Source organism: Achromobacter kerstersii (assembly GCF_902859595.1).
Classification (GTDB): Bacteria; Pseudomonadota; Gammaproteobacteria; order Burkholderiales; family Burkholderiaceae_B; genus Achromobacter; species Achromobacter kerstersii.
The window spans coordinates 77,112-100,085 of sequence record NZ_CADIJQ010000001.1 but is presented as its reverse complement, the minus strand read 5'-3'; the positions used below and the strand labels follow the sequence as shown (position 1 = coordinate 100,085).

Sequence of the window (22,974 nt, the reverse complement as noted above, 5' to 3'; positions counted from 1 at the left end):
GGTAGTCGTCCCGGCGGCGCTGTCGCCGCTGGTCCGTAAAAGGGGGTCTATCTGTGAGCTACTGCCTATTCAATGCACTGACGGGGGAATCGCGTCAGAAAGACTCCCAATCGTCGTCCGCTGGCGGCGCACGGCGGCTGGAGGCGGAAGGTGCCGGCGGCGCACCCGCGGCATCCGCCCGGGTCGCGGGACGGCGCAACGGTCGCACCACGGTAGCCGCCGTTGCTGCGGGTTTGGGACGCGCTACCTGCGTCTTGCGCGGCGCGGCGGCGGGCGCCGGCTTCGGCGCCGCAGGCGCGTCGCCCGCGTCAGGCGCCGACTGCGATTCCTGCTCCAGCTGCGATTCTTGTGCGGGCGCCTCGGGTTTGTTCACGGGGGCATGCGCGGCGGCATTCGCCGATCGGTGGCCAGGCTTGCTCAGCTGCGCCACCGGTGCTCTCGGGGCGGTGGCCTGCGCTCTCGGGGCGGCGGCCTGCGCTGCCTGCACGCGCGGTGCACTGCGTTGCTGCGCCAACTGGTGGGCGGGCACTTCAATCACTTCGCCGGCGTTGATCTTGAACACGGACACGGCTTCGGCCAGACGTTGCGCCTGCTCTTGCAACGAACCGGCGGCGGCGGCCGCTTCTTCCACCAGCGCCGCGTTCTGCTGCGTCACTTCGTCCATCTGCGACACGGCACGGTTCACTTGATCGATACCGCTGGACTGCTCTTCGGACGCGGCCGAGATTTCGCCCATGATGTCGGTGACGCGCTTGACCGACGCAACGATCTCTTGCATCGTCGCGCCCGCACGTTCCACCTGCTGCGAACCCGCGCCCACCTTGGTCACCGAGTCTTCGATCAAACCCTTGATTTCCTTGGCGGCTTGCGCGCTGCGTTGCGCCAGCGAACGCACTTCGCCCGCCACCACCGCAAAGCCCTTGCCCTGCTCGCCCGCACGCGCCGCTTCCACGGCCGCGTTCAGCGCCAGGATGTTCGTCTGGAAAGCGATACCGTCAATGACGGAAACGATTTCGGAAATCTTGCGCGAGCTGGCCGAAATGCCTTGCATCGTGCTGACCACTTCCGACACCGCCGAACCGCCGCGCTCGGCCACGTCCGACGCACTCGCTGCCAACTGATTGGCCTGGCGCGCGTTGTCGGCGTTCTGCTTCACGGTGGACGCCAGTTGTTCCATCGACGCTGCGGTTTCCTCAAGGGACGCCGCTTGCTGTTCAGTACGGCTGGACAGGTCCGTGTTGCCCGCGGAGATTTCGCGCGCGCCTACATTGATTTCGTCCACACCCCGGCGCACCGTTGCCACGGTACGCGTCAGGCTTTCCTGCATGCGCTTAATCGCGCCAAACAGCTGACCGATTTCGTTGGTGCTGCGCACCTCGATGCGGCCGGTAAAGTCACCGCCCGAAATCTTGTCGAAGTGATCGCCCGCCTGATGCAGCGGACGCAGCACGGTGCGGTTGATGAACAACCAGCAACCCAACGCCAGCACCAGCGCAATCGCCAGCATGGCAAGGGTGACCGTGCGCGAGATCCGGTGATCCGTTTCGGCTTGCACGACCAGTTCGTCCGTGCGCGTGTCCAGGAATTGCAGTACGCCGTTGACGCCTTCGCGGAACTCGGTATTGGCCTTGCTGCCGGAATCGTTAAGATCCAGGTATTCCTGGATCGCCATGCTGGACAACGCGGCGGCCTGGCGCTTGTACACGTCGTCGAACTGTTTGTAGCCCGCTTCCAGCTTGGCCACGGCGGCTTCGGAACCCGCCATGCGCGGCGCTTTGCGGAAGGCGTCCAGCGACTGCCTGCCTTCTTGCATCAGCGTCTCAGCGCGCTTGGCCTGGGCGTTTGCTTGCTCCGTCTTGCCCTGCTGCATATCCATCAACGACGTCGCCAGCAACAGCCGGCCGCGCAGAAACGCGGCATACGCGCGGTTCAGCTGGGTGCCTTGGTTCGAGTAGGCGTCGTTGACCCGTTCCAGCTTTTCATTGCTGGAATTCAACCCCATCCACGCCACGCCGTTCGAAATGAACATGGCGCTCGTGAAGAGCAACAGCACCAGAACGATACAGGTGCGAACTTTCAAATTGACAAGCATGAAATATCCGAGCGTTAGGCCACGAGAAACGACTATTTCCTACCCTGCACGCAACCACGGACGCCCCGGCCCAAGGCCAGCAGCGTCCGCAAATCGCTACGCCCCAAGGGCGCCTACAGGGCTACTGCCGCATTATTTGCGGCTGAACAAACTTGATCCCTGAATGGTCATGAAAGCCGACGATGCCGCAGCCAGCGCCACTTGGCGCAAGGCGAGCTGGCTGGCGCCCGAGTAGTAATCCAGGTCTTCCAGATCGGACAGCGACTTGGCGTACGTCAGGCCCTTTTTCGTGCCGGTCGCGTCCAGCGCTTCCAGCTCATTCATCCGGGCGCCAACCGATGCGTTCACGGTCAGGACGTTGTCATAGCTGTTCGACAACTTCTTGTTCGCGGTCGCCAGGGCGTTGGTCACGCGGGCCGTTGCGACAGGGTCCCCATTGCTGGGAGCGTCCAAGGCAGAGATGAGGTCGTCCAGCGTGGAGAACACGTCCATATCTGCGGACTGCACGCTCTCGACGTTGATCGTGTCATTGGCTTTGGGCGCACCGGTGATCACCACCGAAACGCCGCCAAAGTCGATGGCGGTGCCATCGGCGTAAGGCGTCGCGGGCTGGGACGGGTCCGGCACGGTCACGGGGTTGCCGCCATTGGCGTCAGTCGTGGTCACGCGAAAACCCATGGCGCCGGAGGCGTCGGCCTCGAACGTCACGCTGAAATTCTTGCCCTGATTGGCAGCGCCCGGCGTCACAGACACGGAGCCGAACTGCGCGGTGCCGGTGTTGGTGGCGGGCGTGGATGCCACATAGGCTTGCGAGCCCGGATTGGCGCGGCCGAAGACGTCGACACCCAGATCGCTGGTGGACAATTGACGGCTCTGATCTACTTGAATGGTGCGCTCGCCGACCGAACCGCTGTATTGAATATTGCCGCTGGCGTCCTTGGAGTAAGGCGCCACGCTGCCGTCGTTACCCGAAAACAGGTACTGACCGCTGCCATCAGTCGTATTGGCCAAACCCAGCAACGCTTCACGCGTGCTTTTCAGCGCGGTGGACAAGCTTTGGCGATCGCTATCGGAGAGCACGCCGCCCGCCTGCACCACCCGGGTACGCGCGTCCTGCAGCACATTCTTGACCGCGTCCAGCGTATTGCTTTCCTGGCCAAGATTCGTATTGGCGGTCGCACGGTTCGAGGCGTACGTCGAATTGATGCTTTGCGTCTGGGCCACGCCAATGGATAAGGCCGCCGACAAGGGATCATCCGCCGGCGTCAAGAACTTACGGCCGCTGCCGATCTGTTCTACCAGGCGGTTCATGTCGGATTCCTGAGCGAGAACGCCGCTCAGGCCGTTCGTGTACATCATCGTGGTGCTCAGGCGCATGGTGCAACTCCGAAATTCTTTTTAGTAATCACAGTTCAACGCTCAAATCAGCTACGCAGACCCAACAGCGTGTCGAAAATCGTGCTGGCCACATCGATAATGCGGGCGCTGGCCTGATACTGCTCTTGGTACAGCGACAGGCTCACGTACTCTTCGTTCAGGTTGACGCCCGACACGGACTGTTGCGCGGACGTGGTCTGCTTGATCAGGTTGGCCTGTGCGGTAGCAGCCGATTTGGCCTGCGCCGTCTGAACGCCTACCGTGTTCACGACCTGCGCGAACATGTCGGTGGTGCTCATCGTGCCGTGGCCCAGGACCTTGGCAGTTTGCAGTTGCGCGAGCTTCAGGGCGTTCTTGCCGTTGGCGTCACCGCCTGCGGCGTCGGCGGCGGCGATCTTTTCGGGATCGGTGATCAGCACTTCAATGTCACGTGCCGCGTTGCGCGTGGGCGCCAGCGCCCACTTGTCGCCTGCCTGGGGCGGGGCGTTGATCGTCAACGTCACGCCCATCTCGCTTTCCATGTTCAGGGTGGCGTTCGGCGGCGTGCCCGTGGCGGGGCCGTTGTAGACCTGCGTACCGCCCGGCATGCGCACGACCTGATAATTCGTGCCGTCGAACGAAATCTCGTATTCCTTGGCGTTGATGTTGGCCAGGTTCGTGAATTCGCCAGTAATCTGCGCGTTGCTCTTGTTCTGTGTGTTCGGCACGGCTTCGGGAGAAGAAATACCGAAGAAATCGGTGCCCGGATTGCCGTTCTGGTCCAGACCCTGCTTGTGCTGCTCGTTGAAAGACATCGCCAAGCCAACGGCCATCTGGCCCAGCTGGCTCTGCATGACGTCCAGCGATTCCGCGCGGAATTGCAGCAGGCCGCCTAGCTTGCCGCCAGTGACTTCCGTGTCGTTCAGCTCCACGGCGACGGTCTTGCCCGAACCGGCAGGCAAGGTGTAGGCCAGCACGGTACGGCTCGCGTCCGAGGACGACGGCACGGCTTGCAGCGGATAGATCGTGTTGCCCGACAACAGCGACTGGCCGCCCTTGGCCAGCGAAATATTGATCTTGTCACCTTGCTCGTAGGTCGTGATGCCCACGAGCTGGTTCAGTTCCATGACGGCTTGATCGCGCTGGTCGAGCAAGTCGTTCGGGGGGCTGCCGCCGGCCTTGCCGGAGGCGAGCGAGATCTGCGTGTTCAGATCGTCGATGCGGGTCAGGTAGCTGTTGACCTGCTCCACCGTCGTCGTGATCTGGGTGTTCAGCCCTTCACGCTGCTTTTGCATTTCGGCATAGGTCGAACGGATCTGGGTGGCCAGGCTGTTCGCTTTGCCCAGCAAATCCTGGCGAGCGGCCGGATCTGCCGGCGCGCTTGCCACCGCGTTCATGCTCGAGAAGAAATTCGTCAGCCCCGGGGCAATGCCAACTGTGCGGTCTGCAAACAGGTTGTTCACCTGCGAGACCTGGTCAAACTGGGCTTGAAGCTGAGCACCGCTGCCCTGCGCGCCGACCAGCTGCTTGTACAAGAAGCTGTCGTAGCTGCGCGTGACCGTGTCAACCTGAACGCCGCGGCCGATGTAGCCGTTGCTGGTTGCCTGGGCGCCCGCGGTGGACGTCATCACGCGTTGGCGGTTATAGCCGACCGTGGTGGCATTGTTGATGTTGTGGCTGGTCGTTGCCAAGCCTGCCTGGGCAGCATTCAACCCACCTAGCGCCGTTTTATACAAATTCATGCTGACATTGCCCTGTATGTAGCCACAGCTGTTATTCCTGGATACTCCGTTTACGGCAGGAGATCCTCGAAATTTAGAGTCCTTCCAAGATCTGGCGAGATTTTTCTACGCTGGTCGCCGCCCCGCGCAACTGGCCCATGATGCCAATCAGTTTTTGCGCATAGCGGGGGTCGGTCGCGTAGCCCGCGTCCTGGATCTTTCGTGCCGCGTCGATTTCGTTGCGGGCCTGCGTCACGGCTTCGTAGCGCGGGCTGTTGCCGATCAAACGGGCGTAGTCCGCAAACGATTCCTCATAAGAGGCGTAAGCGCGGAAAGGTTGCGTCACCTTTTTCGCCACACCGTCTTCGTATTCGGTGGTCATCACGTTGACGACCTTGCCCTTCCAGCTGCCGCCCGCCTTGATACCGAACAGGTTGTAGCTGGTGCTGCCGTCGGAATGCTTGATTTCGCGCTGGCCCCAGCCGGATTCGAGCGCCGCCTGGCCCATGATCAGACGCGCCGGCACGCCGCTTTGCTGCGACGCCAGATTGGCCGCGCGCGACATCTTCGACACGAAATCCACGACGTGTTCGGGTGCGCCTTCGGCCGCGGCCAAGGCGCGGTCGCTGGCGCGGTTGTTGCGCATCACGTTCAGCAGCGCCGACACTTCACGGGAGCCGCCAGTGCGGAAATCCAGATCGGCGCCCTGCCCGATGGCCTTCACCGCATCGTCCGACACGTCGGCGGGCTTGCCTTGCTGCATCTGCGCCAGGATGGACTGCGACAGCCCAATCCCCGGCGTGGCCAGGTGCAGCGCCAATTGCTCATCCGCCATGGATTGCAGCATCTGCGTCTGCTGCGAGTCGAACAGCCCTTCTTTGGGCGTCGCCTCGCGCATGCGCTTGACCATCATTTGCAGGAACAGGGCTTCGAACTGCTTGGCCACCTGCTTTTGCTGGTCGGTGCCTTCCGGGTCTTTCTTGACGTCGCGCTTCAGGTCCGACAAGCGGCCCATGTCAAACACCGAATCCTGGCGGGCTGCGCCCCGGGCCGCATCTTGAGTAATTGCCATGGCCGTCAGATGATTTCCAGTTCGGCGCGCAAGGCGCCGGCGGTTTTCATGGCCTGCAAGATAGCCAGCAGGTCTTGCGGCGTAGCGCCCAAGGCGTTCAGGCCCTTGACCACGTCAGCCAGGTTGGCGCTGGTGCTCACGCGTTGCAGCGATCCGTTGTCCTGGCGCACTTCGATCTGGGTATTGGGCACCACCACCGTCTGGCCTTCCGTGAACGGCGTGTCCGGTTGCGACACCTGGTTCTGGCGGTTGATGATGACCGACAGGTTGCCGTGCGCCACGGCCGCCTCTTCGATCATGACGTTGCGGTTCATGACGACCGAGCCGGTACGCGCATTGATGATGACCTTCGCGACCGTGGGCGCGCGCGCCACCTGCATGTCTTCCACCTGCGACAAAAAGCGCGCCTGCGACGCCTGTTCCATCGGCGTGCGCACTTGCACGACGCGGCCGTCCAGCGCCGTGGCCGTGCCTTGGCCGAACTTCTTGTTCAGCGCCGACGCCACGTTCTGCGCCGTGCCGAAGTCGGTGTTGTTCAGCTCGACATGAATGTAGCCGTCGCGCGAGAACGTGGTGGGCACGCCGCGCTCGACGATGGCGCCCGCGCTGATGCGGCCGCCGTTCAATTGGTTGATCTGCACGCTGGAGCCGCCGGCGGATGCGCCTGCGCCGCCCACCAGGATGTTGCCCTGGGCGATGGCGTAGACCTGGCTGTCGGCGCCCTTGAGCGGCGTCATCAGCAAGGTGCCGCCGCGCAGGCTTTTGGCGTTACCCATCGACGACACCACCACGTCCAGCGTCTGGCCGGGCCGGGCAAACGCCGGCAAGGTGGTGGTGACCATCACGGCCGCCACGTTCTTCAACTGCATGTTGCTGCCGGCAGGCACCGTAATGCCCAACTGCGACAGCATGTTGGTCAGGCTTTGCTGCGTGAACGGCGTCTGGCGAACCTGGTCGCCGCTGCCATCCAGCCCCACGACCAGACCGTAGCCGATCAGCTGGTTGCCCCGCACGCCCTGGATCGTGGCCAGGTCCTTGAGCCGCTCGGCCTGTGCAGCGCCGGCGCCGGCCACCAGCCCGACCGCCACGCAGACACGGGCGAACAAGGACAGCAAGGCGGATATCGGAGTCGGTTGTGTCATGGTCAGAACGGCGATGCGATCAGGAAGAAGCGTTGCAGCCAGCCCATGGTCTGGACTTCGTCCATGACGCCCTTGCTGCGGTATTCGATGCGGGCGTCGGCCACTTGCGTGGACGACACGGTATTCGTGCCAGTAATGGAGCGCGGATCAACCACCCCGGCAAAGCGAACGTACTCACTGCCGCGGTTGATGGCGATCTGCTTTTCGCCGGCCACTTGCAGGTTGCCGTTGGACATTACGCCGACCACCGTGGTGGTGATGGTGCCGGTGAAGGCGTTGTTGGCGGTGCTGTCGCCCTTGCCCTGCGAGACGTTGCCGCCCGTTGCCTCGGTATTCAGATTCGCGTTCGCCCAGCTGTTCATGAACGACGGCGCGGCAGCAATGCCCAGGTTGGTCGAACCGGTGCGATTCGTATTCGTGGCGACGTTCTTGGACGCGTTGGTGCGCTCGTTCAGCACGATGGTGACGATGTCGCCCACATTGCGCGGCCGGCGGTCTTCGAACAACGGATAGTTGCCGTAAGTCGTGGGCTGATAGATCGAACCCGTGGGCTGCGCCATGGGCATCGGCGGCGGCGGCGGTGCGGCCGTCGTCGGCCCGGTCACGATGGGCTCGGGCGGGATCATGGCGCAACCGGCCGCCAGCAAAGCCAGCGCCGCAGACAAAACCAGACGCAGGACAGACATGGGCATCACAGTTGGGACAGGCGGGCCAGCATCTCGTCGGACGTCTTGACGGCCTTGCTGTTCATTTCATAAGCGCGCTGGGTCGTGATCATGTTGACCAGTTCTTCAGCGACGTTCACGTTCGAGGTTTCTACGTAGTTCTGCATGATCGAACCCGCACCGTCCACGCCCGGTTGCAGCAGGTTGGCCGGACCCGACGCGTCGGTTTCCAGATACAGGTTTTCGCCGATGCTTTGCAGGCCGGTCGGGTTGATGAAGGTGGCGATCTGCAATTGGCCGATCTGCACGTTCACGCCCGCGGCGCCAGGTTGCGTCACCGACACGATGCCGTCCTTGCCGATCGAGATCGACAAGGCGTTGTCCGGCACGTTCATCGGCGGCTGGATCACGTAGCCGCTGACGGTGGTCAGCTGGCCGTTCTGGTCGCGTTGCAGCGCGCCGTCACGGGTGTAGCCCTGGGTGCCATCGGGCAGCTCGACCTGCAGGAAGCCGCGTCCGTTGATGGCGATATCCATTTCGCCACCGGTGTTGTTCAGGTTGCCTTCGGTGTGGATGCGCTCGGTGGCGGCCACGCGCGCGCCCGTACCCAATTGCAGGCCGGACGGCAGTTGCGTCGCATCGCCGACTTGGGCGCCGGGCTGGCGCAGCGTCTGGTACATCAGGTCCTGAAACACGGCGCGGCCGCGCTTGAACCCGTTGGTGGAGACGTTGGCCAAGTTATTGGAGATCACGTCCATGGAGGTCTGTTGACCTTCCAGGCCGGTTTTGGCAATCCACAACGAACGCATCATGATGAAAAACTCCTGGTGCCGCGGCTGGGCCGCGCGCGAAAAATGTTTGAATCAGCGGCTGAATCAGCTAACGGACAACAGCCCGTTGGCGCGTTCGGCGTTGCGGTCCGACTGCTGGATCACCTGCATCTGCTGCTCGAAACGGCGAGCGTTTTCGATCATGCCCACCATCGCCTTCATCGGATTGGTGTTGCTGCCTTCCAGCACGCCGGACAAGACGCGCAGGCTCGGGTCAGCAGGCGCGGGCGGCGCGGGCTGGCCGTTCACGGGCGCCAGGCGGAACACGCCGTCGTCGCCATGCACCAGCTGCGCGTTGTTCGGGTTGGCCAGCTTGATGCGGCCCAGGTTCAGAATATTGTTCGGGCCGTCGCCGGCGCCGATGGCGGTGATCGTGCCGTCCGACGTAATCGTCAGCGCGGCCTGGTCAGGCACGTCGATCGGGCCGCCCTGGTCTGACAGCACGGGCTGGCCCAGCGACGTTTGCAGCAGGCCGTTGATGCCCACTTGCAGGCTGCCGCCGCGCGTGTAGGCCTCGCCTTGCGGGGTCTGCACGGCGATCCAGCCGTTTTCGCTGGACAACGCCACGTCCAGGTCGCGGCCCGTCGTCTGCATATTGCCCATTTCAAAGCTGTTGCCAGGCGTCGACGCCACCGTCGAAACCCGCGTCGGCAGACTCACCCCGTCCGTCACCGGAACCGAGCGGTACAGCGCGATCTGCTCGCGAAAGCCCGTCGTGTTCACGTTGGCCATGTTGTTGGAGAGCGCGGCCTGATGCTCAGTGATACGCGCTGCGCCATTCATGGCGGTGTAGATGATTCTGTCCATTGCCTATTCCGTCGGTGTCGTCGCTGGCCTGTCAGGCTTTACTTCAGGTTCATCAGGACTTGCATGATTTCGTCCTGGGTCTTGATGGTTTGCGAGTTGGCCTGGTAGGTGCGCTGGGCGATGATCATGTTGACCAGCTCCTTGCTCATGTCCACGTTGGACGCTTCCGTCGCCTGACCCACCACCTTGGACATGCCGTTGGTGCCGGGCTGGCCCAGGATCGGCTGGCCGGAAGCGGCCGTTTCGGTCCAGGCGTTGTTGCCCACCGGCTGCAGGCCTTGCAGGTTCGAGAAGTCAGCCAGCACGATGTTGCCGACCACTTGCGTCTGGCCGTTGGTGTAGCTGGCCACCAGGCTGCCGTCGCCGCCGATGTTGATGCCGCTGAATTCGCCGGACGTGTAGCCGTTGGGCTTGGCGACCAGTTTGTAGTCGCTGCCGTACTGCGTGGTGCCCGTGTAGTTCATGGCGATGCTGATCGGGTCGGCGGGCGTCGTGGTGCCGCCCGGCGCTGCAAAGCTCAGCGTCACAACCGGGGCGCTGGTCATGGCGCCGGCCTTGTTGAACGTGAACTGCTGGGGGGTGCCCCAAACGCCAGCGGCCTGCGTCGTGGGCGCCATGGCCTGGCCGTCCATCGTGTAGTACACGTCATAGACGCTGTTGCCGGCGGCGTCCGCCGGACGCTTGACGAAGTACTGCATCACCTGGTGCGAGTTGCCCAGGGAGTCGAACACGGTCATGGGCGACGCGTTCGTGTAGCTGTTGGAGACGGTCGGGTCAAACGGACGGCCGATTTCGGTGACGGCGGCGGTGTAGTTGACGTAGCCCGGGATCTGGGTGATGTCGCCCGTGATGGCGCCCGCGCCGTCGATAACGACGGTGTTCGGGGCAGTGCCGTACGTGCCGGCCGGGGGTGCGCCCGCCGCCCACACCAGGTTGCCCGTGGCGTCGCGCGTGAATTCATAGGGCGTGCCGCCCAGCGAGACCGAACCGTTGACGGCCGGCGACGTGACCGTGTCCGTCAGGTACACCACCTTGGCGTTGGCGTCCAGGTTGGCCACCGTCGTGCCGGTGCTGGTTGCCAGCGGCGCCACGTTGGCGGTCGGCAATTGCAGTTCCACCGGGTTCGCGCCAATGGCGCCGGGGGGGTAACCCGTCAGGCGGTAGCCTTGGGCGTTGACGATGAAGTTGTTCTTGTCGACCAGGAATTCGCCGTTGCGCGAATACATCACCGCGCCGCTTTGGTCGGTCACGCGGAACATGCCCTTGGCGCCGTCAATCGCGATGTCGTATTCACCGCCGCCGCCTTGCACGGTACCGACCGTGAAGCGCTGGTTGATGGCAGCCACTTTGACGCCCAGGCCCACGCGGGAGCTGGCGTACACGTCGGCGAACGACGCCGTCGCCGACTTGAAGCCGACCGTGCCAGAGTTGGCGATGTTGTTGCCGATGACGTCCAGGTTCTGCGCAGCGGCGTTCAAGCCGCTCAATCCTTGTCCGAAGCCCATGTTTTCTCTCGCTAATTTCTTTAGGTAGTGAAGCCGCCGCCCATGCGCCGGCACCGATTCATGTGCGCCCCGATCAGGCGCCGATCACCTTGCGCACGTCCAGCATGCTGGTCTGGCCGTCCAGGCCAAGATCCAGACGCAGGCCGTTGGTGGAATACGCCACGCTCTTGACCATGCCGTAGCTCAGCACTTCGGCATTAACCTTCTTGCTGTCACCATCCGTCGCCAACACGGACACGGTGTACGCGCCCGGCTCCATCGCCACACCGTTGTCGTTCTTGCCATCCCAATCCAGCGTGTACACGCCGGCTTTCTGTTCACCCATTTCGATCGTGCGCACCACTGCGCCGTTCGCATCCGAAATGCGAACCTGCACCTTCTGCGCATCGGCTTGCAGATCCAGGCCGTACGGCGTGACCACACGTTCGGCGGCGTTGTCGCCGTCGACGCCAACTTTGATCTTGGTGCCCGGAATCAGCACGCCCTTGCCGATCATCGACACGGCGTTCATCGACTGCGACACGTCGATCTGGCCACTGATGGCCAGCATCGTGTTCTTCAGGTTGTTCACGCCTTCCACCGTCGCGATCTGCGCCATCTGCGAGGTGAGCTCGGCGTTCTGCATCGGGTTAAGCGGGTCCTGATTCTGCAACTGCGTCACGAGCAGCTTCAAGAATTGGTCTTGCAAGCCCTGCGCCGTGATGGAGCTGCCAGAGCCCGCTTGCGCCAGGCCCAGGCCGGTCGTGCTGGTGTTTTGATCGACGGTGGTCATGAATTCACTCAGTCAAGAAATTAGGATTGACCAATGGTCAGCGTTTTCTGCATCAGGGACTTCGCGGTGTTCAACACCTCGACGTTGGCCTGATAGGAGCGCGACGCCGCAATCATGTTGACCGTCTCGGCCACCGGATCGACGTTGGGCATACTGATATAGCCCTGGGCATCGGCCAGGGGATTCTTCGGGTCGTAGACCTGCTTGAGCGGCGACGGGTCCTGAATGACCCCAGCCACGCGCACGCCGCCAATTTCCTGGCCCATCGCCTGGCCGGGGGCCGGGTTGACCTGGAACACGACCTGACGGGCGCGATAGGGCTGGCCGTCCGGGCCGATGACGCTGTCGGCGTTGGCCATATTGCTGGCCGACACGTTCATGCGTTGCGACTGCGCGCTGAGCGCCGAGCCGGCGATATCGAAAATGCTCAACAAGGACATTGCCTGTCGCTCCCGTTATGGATCATTCTTGAATGGCGGACATCATCGTCCGGATGCGCCCGGAGACGAGCTGCATGGTGCTTTGGTAATGCAGCGTGTTGTCGGCGAACTGCACGCGCTCGATATCCATGTCCACCGTGTTGCCGTCCATGCTGGGCTGGTACGGCAGGCGGTACAGCAGGTCGGTCGGGCCTTGCGACACGGCCTTGGCGGGAATGTGGCGCGCGGAAGTCAAGGTGAGCGAGGTGTCGGACAGGCGCTTTGAGCCTTCCATGGCGTTTTCCATCGCGGTCTTGAAATCAAAATCGCGGGCCTTGTAGTTCGGCGTGTCGGCGTTCGCGATGTTCGACGACAGCACTTCCTGGCGCTGCGCGCGCAGCGCGAGCGCCTGCTGGTAGAACCGGAAATCTTCGTTAAGCCTGTCTAGCATCGTGGCGCCTTCTTGCGTTGCAATTCGGATCGAGCAAGGGATTCCGGACACACCGTTATCCCATTGGATGACCGAATCATAGGGGCCGGCGGTGAAACACAATCAGCCAAATAACCCGCCATTTCTCATCCAATTCACGTATTGCCAAGTGCGGCGGACTTCTACAATTCAGTCATCATGAAAATCTCCGCACGACTCCTCCGCGCGCGCGCAAGCCTCACCGCCCTGGCGCTGCTGGCCTTCTCCGGCGCCGCGCTGGCGCAGGACGCCGCCAGCCAGCCGCCCGAAGCGATCGTCATCGCGGCGCAGGGCTATCTGATGGATCAGCTGTCCGGCCTGCCCGGCCAGCCATCGGTGGCGATCGACCCGCCGCGCACCGAGCGGCTGGCGCCGTGCGATGCGATGTCCCCATTTATGCCGTCGGGCATGAAACTGCGGTCGCGGATGACGGTCGGCGTGCGCTGCAACGCGCCCAAGCCCTGGACCACGTACGTCCAGGCCACCGTCAGCGTGCCCGGCTACTATTACGTCGCCTCGCGGATGATTTCGGCGGGCCAGGCGCTGACGCCGGATGACCTCTCCCCCCGGGATGGCGATCTGGTGTCGCTGCCGCCCGGCGCCATCACCGACCCGCAAACCGTGGTGGGCATGACGGCCGCTTACCGCATCAACGCCGGGCAACCGGTGCGGGGTTCGTCGTTGCGCAACGCGCAATCGGTGGTGCGCGGGTCGAACGTGCGGATCAATGCGCGCGGCAACGGTTTCGTGGTCAGCAGCGAAGGCCAGGCGATGGACAATGGCGCGCCGGGCGCGATGGTGCAGGTGCGGACGGCCAACGGCCAGGTCGTCAGCGGCGTGGTCCGCAACGCCGGTCTGGTTGAAATACAACTGTAGGTAGTGTTACAAATCGCGCAGCACCAACGGACGGACTGCCCTAAAGTTCCGGCCAGACCTGACGTTACAGAGACATAAGTAGGCGTATCCGTCGCAAACCGACCCAGGACGCCCTGCGGAGAAAACCTTGAAAATCAATTCGACCTCCAACCGGCCCCTCTCGGCCGACGCCGTTGGCCAACGCCCGGAATCCGCCGTTGCACAGGCGTATGGCGCCAGCAACGGGACGGGCTCCAGCAGCTCGCAAGTCGCGCTGAGCTCGGCGTCGCGCAAGATGCTGGCCCTGCAAGACGGTTCGAACGACATCAACGTCGAGCGCGTGGCCGCCATTCGTGCCGCGATCGCCTCCGGCCAGCTGAAGATCGACACCGGCAAAATTGCTGACAGCCTGATCGCCAGTGCGCGCGATCTGCTGAAGTAATTCCCGCGCAGCCCATCCCGTTCACCGCCCTACCGCCTTCGAAGCATGACCATGAATCCCGTCGACTCCCTCCAGGCCTGCATGCGGCAGGAAGATGCCCTGATCACCGAGTTTTCGGCCATCTTGGAAGAAGAGACCGAAGTCTTGGTCGGCCCGGGCAATGTCGGCGCGTTGCAGGCCATCACCGAACGCAAGGGCCGTGTCGCCCAGCAATTGGTGGACTTGAGCGACACGCGCGACGGCCTGCTGTCCGAAATCGGCCTGCCCATCGGGCACGCCGGCACGGAACAAGCGGCTGTGCTGCACCCGCAGCTGTCGGACACCTGGCATGCGCTGCTGACCAAGTCGGCCTCGGCAAACGAAATCAATATGCGCAACGGCGCGCTGATTGATGTGCATCTGCGCTATACCCAGCAATCGCTGGACGCGCTGCGCAACATCGGCGGCGTGGGCGTGAACGCCACCTATGACGCCAGTGGCCGTGGCGCGCGCGGCGCACCGGGACGCAAGCCGATCGTGGCGGGCTGATTCCGCGGGCGCATTTGCCCTTTCCCAGGCATAAAAAAGGCGACGCCATGCGTCGCCTTTTCGTTATGCGCAGCCCATCAGACGCTGCCCGTCATTTCCAGCATCGCAAACATTTTCAGAATGGCAACGGGCAGCAGGCGGCCCGATAGCTTGCGCTCGGAACCCATGATGCCCGACAAGGGGCCGCGCACTACGTCGGCAGCAGGCGAATGCGCCATCTGCCAGCAGGCCGCGGCCAACTGGCCGGCCATCAGCGACTGGCGCGCCAAGGTGTGTGCGCCATCCACCGCGGGCAAGGCCTGCCAGGCGCTGGCCAGATACCGGAAGCTTGCCTTGGCCTCGTCTTGCAGCACGAGCCAGCGCGCCACCGTCGCGGCATCCGCCTGGGAGGCCGGCAGATTGGTCAGGCCGAACAATTGGCCGGCGATCTCGCCGCTGACCGTATCGATCAGGCGCGCGCAGACCAGACGCATCGTTGCACCCTCGCCACGCCCCGGCAACGTGATTTCCGTGCCTGAGGCCCAAAGCGCCAGCGCCACGCGCTTGCCCGCCGTCTCGCTGATCAGGCCCGGCATGTCGCCCGGCTGGCCAACCGGCAGATAGCCGACGCTCTTGCCGACCGCATTCAAATTCGTCGGACATTCATCTTGAATCACGCGCATGCCGCCGGGGCTGCGCGCCACCCATGACACGCCCTGCCCGCTTAGCGATTGCCACAAAGCGGATGTGCCCGCCTCCAGCATGTGCACCAGCGGCAGGCGCGGCAACTGCTCGCCCAGCCAGCGCACGCGCGCCTCCAACGCCGGGCCGGCATCCGGCAAACCGGGCGCGGCGGGTGCGAAGGACGTCAACATGCCGTGGGCCAGCGCCAGTTGCTGCGCCGGCGCCGCGAGAGCCACGCCGCGATCGCTCATCAGCAGCGAGCCCATCAGCGAACCGCCCGGCAGGCCATCGCCCTTCATGCTGGTCTTGCCGTGCATCACCAGCAGATGGCGGTTGCTTTGGGCCGAAAATTCGCGGCGCACCATCGCCAGCGGCTCATCGCCCAGCGCGGCCAGGCTTGCGCCCGCGCCGTCGCCGACATACTCGCGCCATGACGCGCGCGCCTGCACGCAAGCCGGATCGCTATCCAGCATGGCGATCGTGTGATCCAGATTCTGCGCGGCGGTAATCGAGGCCGAGCCGCCTTGCGGACGCAGAATCGCCGAGGCCAGCAGCTGGCGGCGGCGCGCCGGGTCGACGGCATCGGCATCACGGGCCGGCGGCATCAGCGACGCCAGATCGGCCTCGCTCGGCGTGTACAGCGCGCGAGCGCGTTCCACCATGCTGAAAGCGCGGTCGATCAGCACGTCCGCGCGCGCCAGCTCCATGTGCTCAGGCACCTTCTGCCCGACCGACATGTAGTGGATGGGCAGCCGGTGGCGGATCGCCGTGTCCAGCGCCGCGCCCAGCCGGGTCGCTTCGTCCAGCTTGGTGATGATGCAACCGGCCACGTCCTCGCCCACGCCGTTGCGGTAGGCGTGCGCCACTTCGTCCAGCGTGTCGCCCTGACTGGCGGCGTTCAGCACCAGCAGGCGGCGCACGGGCTTGCCGGCGTTACACAGCATCGCGGCTTGCTCGGCCACCAGGCGGTCGCGCTGGCTGATGCCGGTGGTGTCGATCAGCACAATCTTGCGGTTGCCCAGTTCGGTCAGAATGCGGCGCAGCTCGCCGGCATCGCGCACCGAATGCGCCGGCACACCCATCAAGCGGCCATAGATCTGCAACTGTTCCAACGCACCGATCCGGAACAGGTCGGTCGTCAGCATCGCAACCTGATCACGGCCTTCACGGGCCACGCAGCGTGCGGCCAGCTTGGCCAGCGTGGTGGTCTTGCCTACGCCCGTGGGGCCAACCAGCGCATACACGCCGCCGGCCAGGAATTCATCTTCGGATGCGACGACGGGCAGGTGCGTGACCAGCTCGTTGCGCGCCCAGGCTTGCGCGGCGTCGGCGGACATCCCCTGCGGCAATCGGTCCACCAGCGCGCGCACGAGCTTCGTGCTGAAGCCCGCGTCCAACAAGCTGCGGAACAACGCAGCGGCGGCAGGTTCGCGGGCCGTGCCTTGACGGCCACCCCAGAGCAGGCCGTCCATACGAGTTTCCAGCGCGCCGCGCAAGGCGCTGATGGCGTCTTGCAAGCCTGCGGCGGTATCGGTCGGCAGCGCAGCGGACGGCGCAGGCGGCGCATGGCGCAACGGCGCGTCCGGTGTGCGGGCCATGGAAGGCGCAGGCGCAGGCGCGGGCGTGGGCGCAGGCGCGGCATAGGGGGCAGGGGCTGCCGGTGTCGCCGACGCAGCGGACGGTGCCGGTGCAGCTGGAGCGGCATAGGCAGCAGGCGCGGCGGGCGCAATCCGGCCCGGCGCGGGCATGGCCGCGGGCGGCGGCGCGCTTACGGATGGCCGTGCGGGGGGCAAGGCCGGCAGTTCAACCCGGGTTGCCGCAGCGGCAAGCGGAGAAAGTGCGGCGGGTGCAGCGGTTTGGAAGGCAGCGGGCGACGGGGCAGCGGGCTGCGCGGCAGCGGCCGACGGGGCAGCGGGCTGCAACGCCACGGGCGGCGTAGCGGGCTGGAGCGGCGCGGGATATCGGGTGGACGGCGGGGCGGCATGCGGCACGATGTCCTGCTCGTCAGCCCCCTCCTCTTCCGGCGACGCCGACGAGGCGTAGGCGGATTGATAGGCGGCGATCGACCTGGACGGCGTCGAATAGCTGGTCTGCGGCATCGCGGCGGGCGCCGCATAAGCGCGCTCCGTTGTGGCCGGGGCCGGGGCCGCATAAGACGGAAAAGGCGCCGCCGTCGCGGGCGCAGGCGCAGTCACTGGCACAGTCAAGGGCACAGACAAGGGCACAGTCAAGGGCACCCCAGCCGGCGCCGCAGCGGGCGTCATCGCATGACCCGAAGCCGGCGCGGCCTCGCGTTGCGGTGTTTCGGAAGCCGCGTCGTCGAACGCACCTTCAACCGTGGCCAGCACTTCCACGCCGCCATCCACACTGCGGTTCGACACGATCAGCGCGTCCGGCCCCAGCACCTGGCGCACCTGGCGCATCACTTCACGGCTGTTGACGCCAAAAAAGCGGCTTATCTTCATTGCCCATTGCTCCCGCCAATCAGCGCGGTCACGCGGACCATGCGCTCATCGGGAATTTCCGTATTCGACAACACACCCAACTGCGGCAAGTGGTGGCGCAGGAAGCGCGACAGCGGCGCGCGCAAGACCGGCGACACCAGCAGCACCGGCGCGTTGCCCTGCGATTCCTGGCGCTCGACCGCCGCTTGCGTTTCGCGCAGCAGCGTATCGGCCAGGCCCGGCTCCAAGCCGCCGCTGGTCGTCATGGCTTGCGACAGCACACGCTCCAGCTTCACATCCAGCCCGATGACCCGCAGCTCGCCCTCGCCCGGGAACCATTGCTGCGTGATCGCGCGGCCCAGCGAACGGCGGACCAGCATGATCAGCTCGTTGATATCGGGCTGGCCACCAGAACCGGCCGCCTGCGCCGCCAGGCGCGGGCCGTGTTCGGACAGCGTATCGATGATGGTGCGCATGTCGCGGATCGGCACTTCTTCCGACAGCAAGCCTTGCAGCACCTTTTGCAGCGCGGTCAGAGACAGCGTCTTGGGCACCAGGTCCTCGACCAGCTTGGGCGCGTCGCGGCCGATACGGTCCAGCAGTTGCTGCACTTCCTGGCGGCCCAGCAAGTTCGAGCCGTGGCGGTGCATCAGATGGTTCAGGTGGGTGGCGACAACGGTGCCAGCATCCACCACGGTATAACCAGCCACTTGCGCCTGATCGCGCAAGCCCCCGTCGATCCACAGCGCCGGCAGGCCGAACGCCGGGTCGGTGGTGGGCGTGCCCTTGATCTGCATCGTGACGCCGCCCGGGTCGATGGCCAGCCACTGGCCCGGCATCGCCACGCCATGGCCCACTTCCACGCCCGACAGCAGGATGCGGTAGTCGTTGGGCTTGAGCTCCAGGTTGTCGCGAATGTGCACCACCGGCGGCAGAAAGCCGACGTCCTGCGCGAACTTCTTGCGCAGGCTGCGAATGCGATGCAGCAGTTCGCCGTTCTGCGCGTGGTCTACCAGCGGAATCAGCCGGTAGCCCACTTCCAGGCCCAGCTGATCCACCATGGACACGTCATCCCAGCTGGCTTCGGCCGCAGCGGCCTGCGCTTGGGTGATCGCCTGCGGCGGCACCTCTTCGGCCGCTTGCGCCGCTTTCTGGCGCTTCTTGGTCAACATCCATCCGCCCCAGCCCAGCGCACCGGCCAAGGTCAGGAAGGCAATGTGCGGCATGTTGGGAATCAGGCCCATGATGCCGATGATGCCAGCCGTCAGGAACAGCACGGCCGGGTTCGAGAACAGCTGGCTGATGATCTGCTGGCCGATGTCCTGGTCGGTCGACACGCGCGACACGACCACACCCGCGGCGGTGGAGATCACCAGCGCCGGGATCTGGGCGACCAGGCCGTCACCGATAGTCAGCAGCGTGTACACGCGGGCCGAATCGCCCATCGACATATCGTGCTGCGCCACGCCGACGATCAGGCCGCCGATGATGTTGATCGCCATGATCAACAGGCCGGCGATGGCGTCGCCGCGCACGAACTTGCTGGCGCCGTCCATCGAGCCGAAGAAGTCCGATTCCTGCGAGACTTCCGCGCGGCGGCGGCGTGCTTCGTCTTCGCCGATCAGTCCGGCGTTCAAGTCAGCGTCAATGGCCATCTGCTTGCCGGGCATGGCGTCGAGGGTGAACCGCGCGCCCACTTCGGCGATACGGCCCGCACCCTTGGTGATGACGATGAAGTTGATGATGGTCAGAATCACGAACACGATGATCCCGACGGCGAAGTTGCCGCCCACCAGGAAGTGCCCGAAGGCCTCAATCACCTTACCGGCCGCATCCGGACCCGTGTGGCCGTTGAGCAGCACGACGCGGGTAGACGCCACGTTCAGCGACAGGCGCAGCAGGGTTGCAAACAACAGCACGGCCGGGAACGCGGCAAAGTCCAGCGGCTTGCGTGTGAACATGGCCACCAGCAGGATCATCACAGACAACGCAATGTTGAAGGTGAACAGCAAGTCCAGCAGGAACGTGGGCAGGGGCAGCACCATCATGCCCAGCACCATCACGATCAGGATCGGACCCGCCAGGAGCCGCGCGTGGCCGGCTCCGCTACTCTTCAACATGGTGAGCAAAGCGCTCATTCCTTAGACTCCTTGTGCTGCGGTTGTTGCCTGCGGGTCCAGTGCGGCGGGCACGGCCAGTTTGGTCGGGGCCGTCGGTTCAACCCCCCATCCTGAGCGCCACGAACGCAGCTGGAAAACCCACGCCAGCACTTCCGCCACCGCGGTATATAGCTCGGCCGGGATTTCTTGCCCCAGCTCGACGTGTTGATGCAATGCGCGCGCCAACGGCGGCGCTTCCAATGTGGGAATACGGTTTTCAGCGGCCAGCTCGCGGATCTTCGCCGCGATCAGGCCGGTGCCCTTGGCGATGACGCGCGGGGCGCCGTTCTTGTCTTCGTCATACTTCAGCGCCACGGCATAGTGCGTGGGGTTGGTCACCACCACGTCGGCCTTGGGCACTTCGGACATCATCCGGCGGCGCGCCGCCTGGCGCTGCTGCTGGCGGATGCGGGCCTTCACGTGCGGGTCGCCTTCGCTTTCCTTGTGTTCCTGGCGCACATCTTCTTTGGACATGCGCAGCTTTTTCAGGTGGCTCCAGATCTGCCATGGCACATCCAGCATCACAATGACCAGCAGCGACGCCACGATGAACGCGCAACACATCGCCACCAGCGACAGCGCCTTGATCAGCGCGGCCGACGGGGCCACGTGCATCAGGCCCAGCATGTCGTCGTGGTAGCGCCAGATCACCCAGACGGCCACGCCGCCCACCAGCAAGGCCTTGGCCAGCGCCTTGATCAGCTCAACCACCGTTTGCGACGAGAACATCCGCTTCAGGCCGGCGAACAAGCTGAGCTTGGAAAAATTGGCCTGTAGCGGCTTGCCCGAAATCACGATGCCGCCCAGCAGCACGCTGGACAGAATGGCGATCACGACCAGCACGCCGAAGACGGGCATCGTCGCCAGCAAGGCGTGGCCGAAGCCATCAACCGCCAGCTCCACCATCACGCCCGGGTCCGTCACAATGCGCTGGTCGAACGCCAGGCCGTTGCGCAACACGCCGCTCAAGCCCTGGTAGAGCGAGCCGCCGCCCATCCAGATCACGCCGACACCGGCGGCCAGCATCATGAACGTTCCCAATTCCCGGGAACGTGCAATCTGCCCCTCCTCGCGCGCCTTTTCCAGGCGCCTGGGAGAGGCGGCTTCGGATTTTTCGAGGTCGCTTTCTTCGGCCATGCTCTGCGATGTAATTGCGGTTCGCGGATTTTGGGATCACGAACCACCCGCCGAGATTCTAGGAGGCCTGGGCGTTTGGCGATAAGCCAAGAAAAGGGGGGAAAGCGGTGCTATTCCCGGATGCGCAGCGGCGGCACCCGGGCCGTCCGGCAGACCGGCGGTTCGGCGCTCCGGGCGCCCTGCCCGCCAGCGACTGGGCCGCCGGCTGCTCAGCCTGCCGCGACGGCGGCCTGGCGATGGGGTTCAGCGCCGTCCAGCGCCGCCTGGAACCGCACGTAATCCAGGCCGATACGAACCGCGCCCCAATGCTCCGCGCCCACATACAAGGGCACGGAAATATCGTTGATGATCTCGCCGGTGTCCCGCGAATAGGTCTGGAACAGCATCGCGCCCGTGTTGGCCGCCAGCCGCGCGCCCACCGGGTCATTGAACATCCGCTTGTGGCGCGACCGGGCGATATCCTGCTTCGGGTCGCCCGTGGGCGGATGGGAATACTGGCTGTTGTGCGCGGGCGCGTAGCCGCGGCTGTCGACCAGCAAGGTGTAACTTCCGCCCGGCACGGCGGCCAGCACGCTGTCCAGCAACTGGGTCAGCGCGCCATCGATGACCCGGTCATAGCAGGTATGAAAACGCGGCGGCTCGCTGCCCGGAATGCGCTGGTAGTGGCGGTCAAACACATCCACCCCTCTTTTGCGCGCATCTTGCAGCAACCTGCCGGCAGTGTCGCGAAAGTCGACCAGCAAGTCCGACAGCTGATCAAACGCCGTGTCGCCCGTGCGCATGTCGGCAAGCACTTCCTGCACGCTTTCCGTCTGCCGGCGAATGCGGTCGATCTCGCCCGACATATGGCCCACGCGCTCCAACACATCGGCGCTCAGCGCTGCGATGCGCCCGACTTCCTGGCTCATGCCGTGGTTGGTGGCGTCGACCTCGCCTATCGCCTGCACCACGTCGCCCACCTGCCGGTTCATGCTGTCGAAATCGCGCACAAAGCGCTCGAAATCCGAGCAGGTGCGGTCCAGCACTTCGCCCGACGCATCCACGTCGCTGCGCAGCGTGCCGGTCTGGCGCTGCGTGATTTCCACGAGTTCAAGCATGTCGGACGTATGGCGGCCGATGTCAGTCGTGGCGGCGTTGACGCGTTCGGCCAGCCGGCCCACTTCGCTAGCCACCACCGCAAAGCCCCGCCCTGCATCGCCGGCGCGGGCAGCTTCCACGCCCGCGTTCAGCGCCAGCAGCTGCGTCTGTAACGCAATGTCCTTGATCAGCTTGCTGATATCGGCCACCGAACGCGCGCCGACGGTCAGCTTGCCCACCACCTCGGTGAAGGCGGCCATCTCGCGCGTCATGCGGTCCACGCGCATCTTCACGTCAGACAGCTCGGCCAGCGCTTGCTCGGCGGCTTGCAGGTTCTGGCCCGACATGGCCGAGATCTCGCGCGCGTGCGTCGAGGTGGACGCGGACAAGGTGGCGATCTGCGCACCGCTATCGGCCAAGGCGCCCGCCGCACGCGCCTGCTCCTGCGCCAGCTGCGAACAGCGCCCCGCCTGAAACTGCGTGCGCGCCGCATTCAGCGCGATTTCGATACTGGAGCCGCGCACGGTCATGATGCGCCGGCGGATCTGCGCCAGAAACCGATGCAATGGAAATACCGCGGGGCTGACGGACAACGTGCGTTCCGAGAGCATGGCGTCGCCCCGGTTCAAACGGCGCAACAAGCCCCACATACCGCCCAGGCGGAATACGGATCTGGCCATGGTAGACCTCCTTTTGCGGCCCGGTTCGCCTGCGTTGGGCGTCCGTGGCCTGGCGCGCATTGCGCGCGCCGTGTCTCCTGCGTTGCCCCTTTTTATTCTTATAAGCGCGCCGCCAGAGGACATGCCTGGCGGCGCGGTC

At 64.7% G+C, this 22,974-nt stretch carries 19 protein-coding genes; 3 read left to right on the top strand and 16 right to left on the bottom strand.

The genetic code is table 11. From position 1 onward, the window contains the following. Window positions 1-94: 94 nt before the first annotated feature. The 12 genes from HV765_RS00425 to flgB all read right to left on the bottom strand — a co-directional run bounded on the left by HV765_RS00425 (window position 95) and on the right by flgB (window position 12,832). Window positions 95-2,092, bottom strand: coding sequence for a methyl-accepting chemotaxis protein (locus HV765_RS00425; RefSeq protein ID WP_175168428.1), 1,998 nt, complete (start codon window positions 2,090-2,092; stop codon window positions 95-97). Window positions 2,093-2,224: 132 nt separating this feature from the next. Further along, window positions 2,225-3,469: a flagellar hook-associated protein FlgL gene (gene flgL / locus HV765_RS00420; protein ID WP_054425939.1), complete on the bottom strand. Its 1,245-nt coding sequence runs from the start codon at window positions 3,467-3,469 to the stop codon at window positions 2,225-2,227. Window positions 3,470-3,516: 47 nt separating this feature from the next. Further along, window positions 3,517-5,190 carry a flagellar hook-associated protein FlgK gene (gene flgK / locus HV765_RS00415; RefSeq protein WP_175168427.1) on the bottom strand — a complete coding sequence of 558 codons (1,674 nt, stop codon included), beginning with the start codon at window positions 5,188-5,190 and terminating at the stop codon, window positions 3,517-3,519. Window positions 5,191-5,263: 73 nt separating this feature from the next. Next, on the bottom strand, window positions 5,264-6,241 hold the full coding sequence (gene flgJ / locus HV765_RS00410; RefSeq protein WP_054425943.1) for a flagellar assembly peptidoglycan hydrolase FlgJ: 978 nt from the start codon (window positions 6,239-6,241) through the stop codon (window positions 5,264-5,266). A 5-nt stretch (window positions 6,242-6,246) separates the two neighbouring features. Beyond that, complete coding sequence (locus tag HV765_RS00405; protein WP_054425945.1) at window positions 6,247-7,383, bottom strand: flagellar basal body P-ring protein FlgI; 1,137 nt, start codon at window positions 7,381-7,383, stop codon at window positions 6,247-6,249. 2 nt (window positions 7,384-7,385) lie between these two features. Next, a complete protein-coding gene (locus HV765_RS00400) occupies window positions 7,386-8,075 on the bottom strand; it encodes a flagellar basal body L-ring protein FlgH (protein WP_054425947.1) in 690 nt (229 codons plus the stop codon). Beyond that, on the bottom strand, window positions 8,075-8,860 hold the full coding sequence (flgG, locus tag HV765_RS00395) for a flagellar basal-body rod protein FlgG (RefSeq protein ID WP_006224597.1): 786 nt from the start codon (window positions 8,858-8,860) through the stop codon (window positions 8,075-8,077). The genes HV765_RS00400 and flgG overlap by 1 nt, the downstream gene beginning before the upstream one ends. 63 nt (window positions 8,861-8,923) lie before the next feature. Beyond that, window positions 8,924-9,685 (bottom strand): flagellar basal body rod protein FlgF, encoded by a 762-nt coding sequence (locus tag HV765_RS00390; protein WP_054425951.1) that lies wholly within the window; start codon window positions 9,683-9,685, stop codon window positions 8,924-8,926. 38 nt (window positions 9,686-9,723) lie between these two features. Beyond that, window positions 9,724-11,190, bottom strand: coding sequence for a flagellar hook-basal body complex protein (locus HV765_RS00385; RefSeq protein WP_054425953.1), 1,467 nt, complete (start codon window positions 11,188-11,190; stop codon window positions 9,724-9,726). A 73-nt stretch (window positions 11,191-11,263) separates the two neighbouring features. Further along, a complete protein-coding gene (locus HV765_RS00380) occupies window positions 11,264-11,962 on the bottom strand; it encodes a FlgD immunoglobulin-like domain containing protein (RefSeq protein ID WP_175168426.1) in 699 nt (232 codons plus the stop codon). Window positions 11,963-11,982: 20 nt separating this feature from the next. Next, window positions 11,983-12,402: a flagellar basal body rod protein FlgC gene (gene flgC, locus HV765_RS00375; RefSeq protein ID WP_054425957.1), complete on the bottom strand. Its 420-nt coding sequence runs from the start codon at window positions 12,400-12,402 to the stop codon at window positions 11,983-11,985. A gap of 22 nt (window positions 12,403-12,424) precedes the next feature. After that, a complete protein-coding gene (flgB, locus tag HV765_RS00370; protein ID WP_054426348.1) occupies window positions 12,425-12,832 on the bottom strand; it encodes a flagellar basal body rod protein FlgB in 408 nt (135 codons plus the stop codon). 177 nt (window positions 12,833-13,009) lie between these two features. Between flgB and flgA the strand changes: the two genes are divergently transcribed. From flgA to HV765_RS00355, 3 genes are all read left to right on the top strand, one after another. Beyond that, window positions 13,010-13,726, top strand: coding sequence for a flagellar basal body P-ring formation chaperone FlgA (gene flgA, locus HV765_RS00365; RefSeq protein WP_054425959.1), 717 nt, complete (start codon window positions 13,010-13,012; stop codon window positions 13,724-13,726). Window positions 13,727-13,853: 127 nt separating this feature from the next. Next, window positions 13,854-14,147, top strand: a complete 294-nt coding sequence (gene flgM / locus HV765_RS00360; protein ID WP_054425961.1) for a flagellar biosynthesis anti-sigma factor FlgM — start codon at window positions 13,854-13,856, stop codon at window positions 14,145-14,147. Window positions 14,148-14,198: 51 nt separating this feature from the next. Then, complete coding sequence (locus HV765_RS00355) at window positions 14,199-14,675, top strand: flagella synthesis protein FlgN (RefSeq protein ID WP_054426349.1); 477 nt, start codon at window positions 14,199-14,201, stop codon at window positions 14,673-14,675. A 77-nt stretch (window positions 14,676-14,752) separates the two neighbouring features. On the opposite strand, the gene flhF is transcribed toward HV765_RS00355, so the two are convergent. The 4 genes from flhF to HV765_RS00335 form a co-directional block, all read right to left on the bottom strand. Beyond that, window positions 14,753-17,803: a flagellar biosynthesis GTPase FlhF gene (gene flhF / locus HV765_RS00350; protein ID WP_175168425.1), complete on the bottom strand. Its 3,051-nt coding sequence runs from the start codon at window positions 17,801-17,803 to the stop codon at window positions 14,753-14,755. Then, window positions 17,800-19,920 (bottom strand): flagellar biosynthesis protein FlhA, encoded by a 2,121-nt coding sequence (gene flhA / locus HV765_RS00345; protein ID WP_054425965.1) that lies wholly within the window; start codon window positions 19,918-19,920, stop codon window positions 17,800-17,802. Before flhA ends, flhF begins: the two co-directional genes overlap by 4 nt. 3 nt (window positions 19,921-19,923) lie before the next feature. Continuing rightward, on the bottom strand, window positions 19,924-21,078 hold the full coding sequence (gene flhB / locus HV765_RS00340) for a flagellar biosynthesis protein FlhB (RefSeq protein WP_054425967.1): 1,155 nt from the start codon (window positions 21,076-21,078) through the stop codon (window positions 19,924-19,926). A 209-nt stretch (window positions 21,079-21,287) separates the two neighbouring features. Continuing rightward, window positions 21,288-22,835 (bottom strand): methyl-accepting chemotaxis protein, encoded by a 1,548-nt coding sequence (locus tag HV765_RS00335; RefSeq protein ID WP_254600382.1) that lies wholly within the window; start codon window positions 22,833-22,835, stop codon window positions 21,288-21,290. Between the last annotated feature and the right edge of the window lie 139 nt (window positions 22,836-22,974).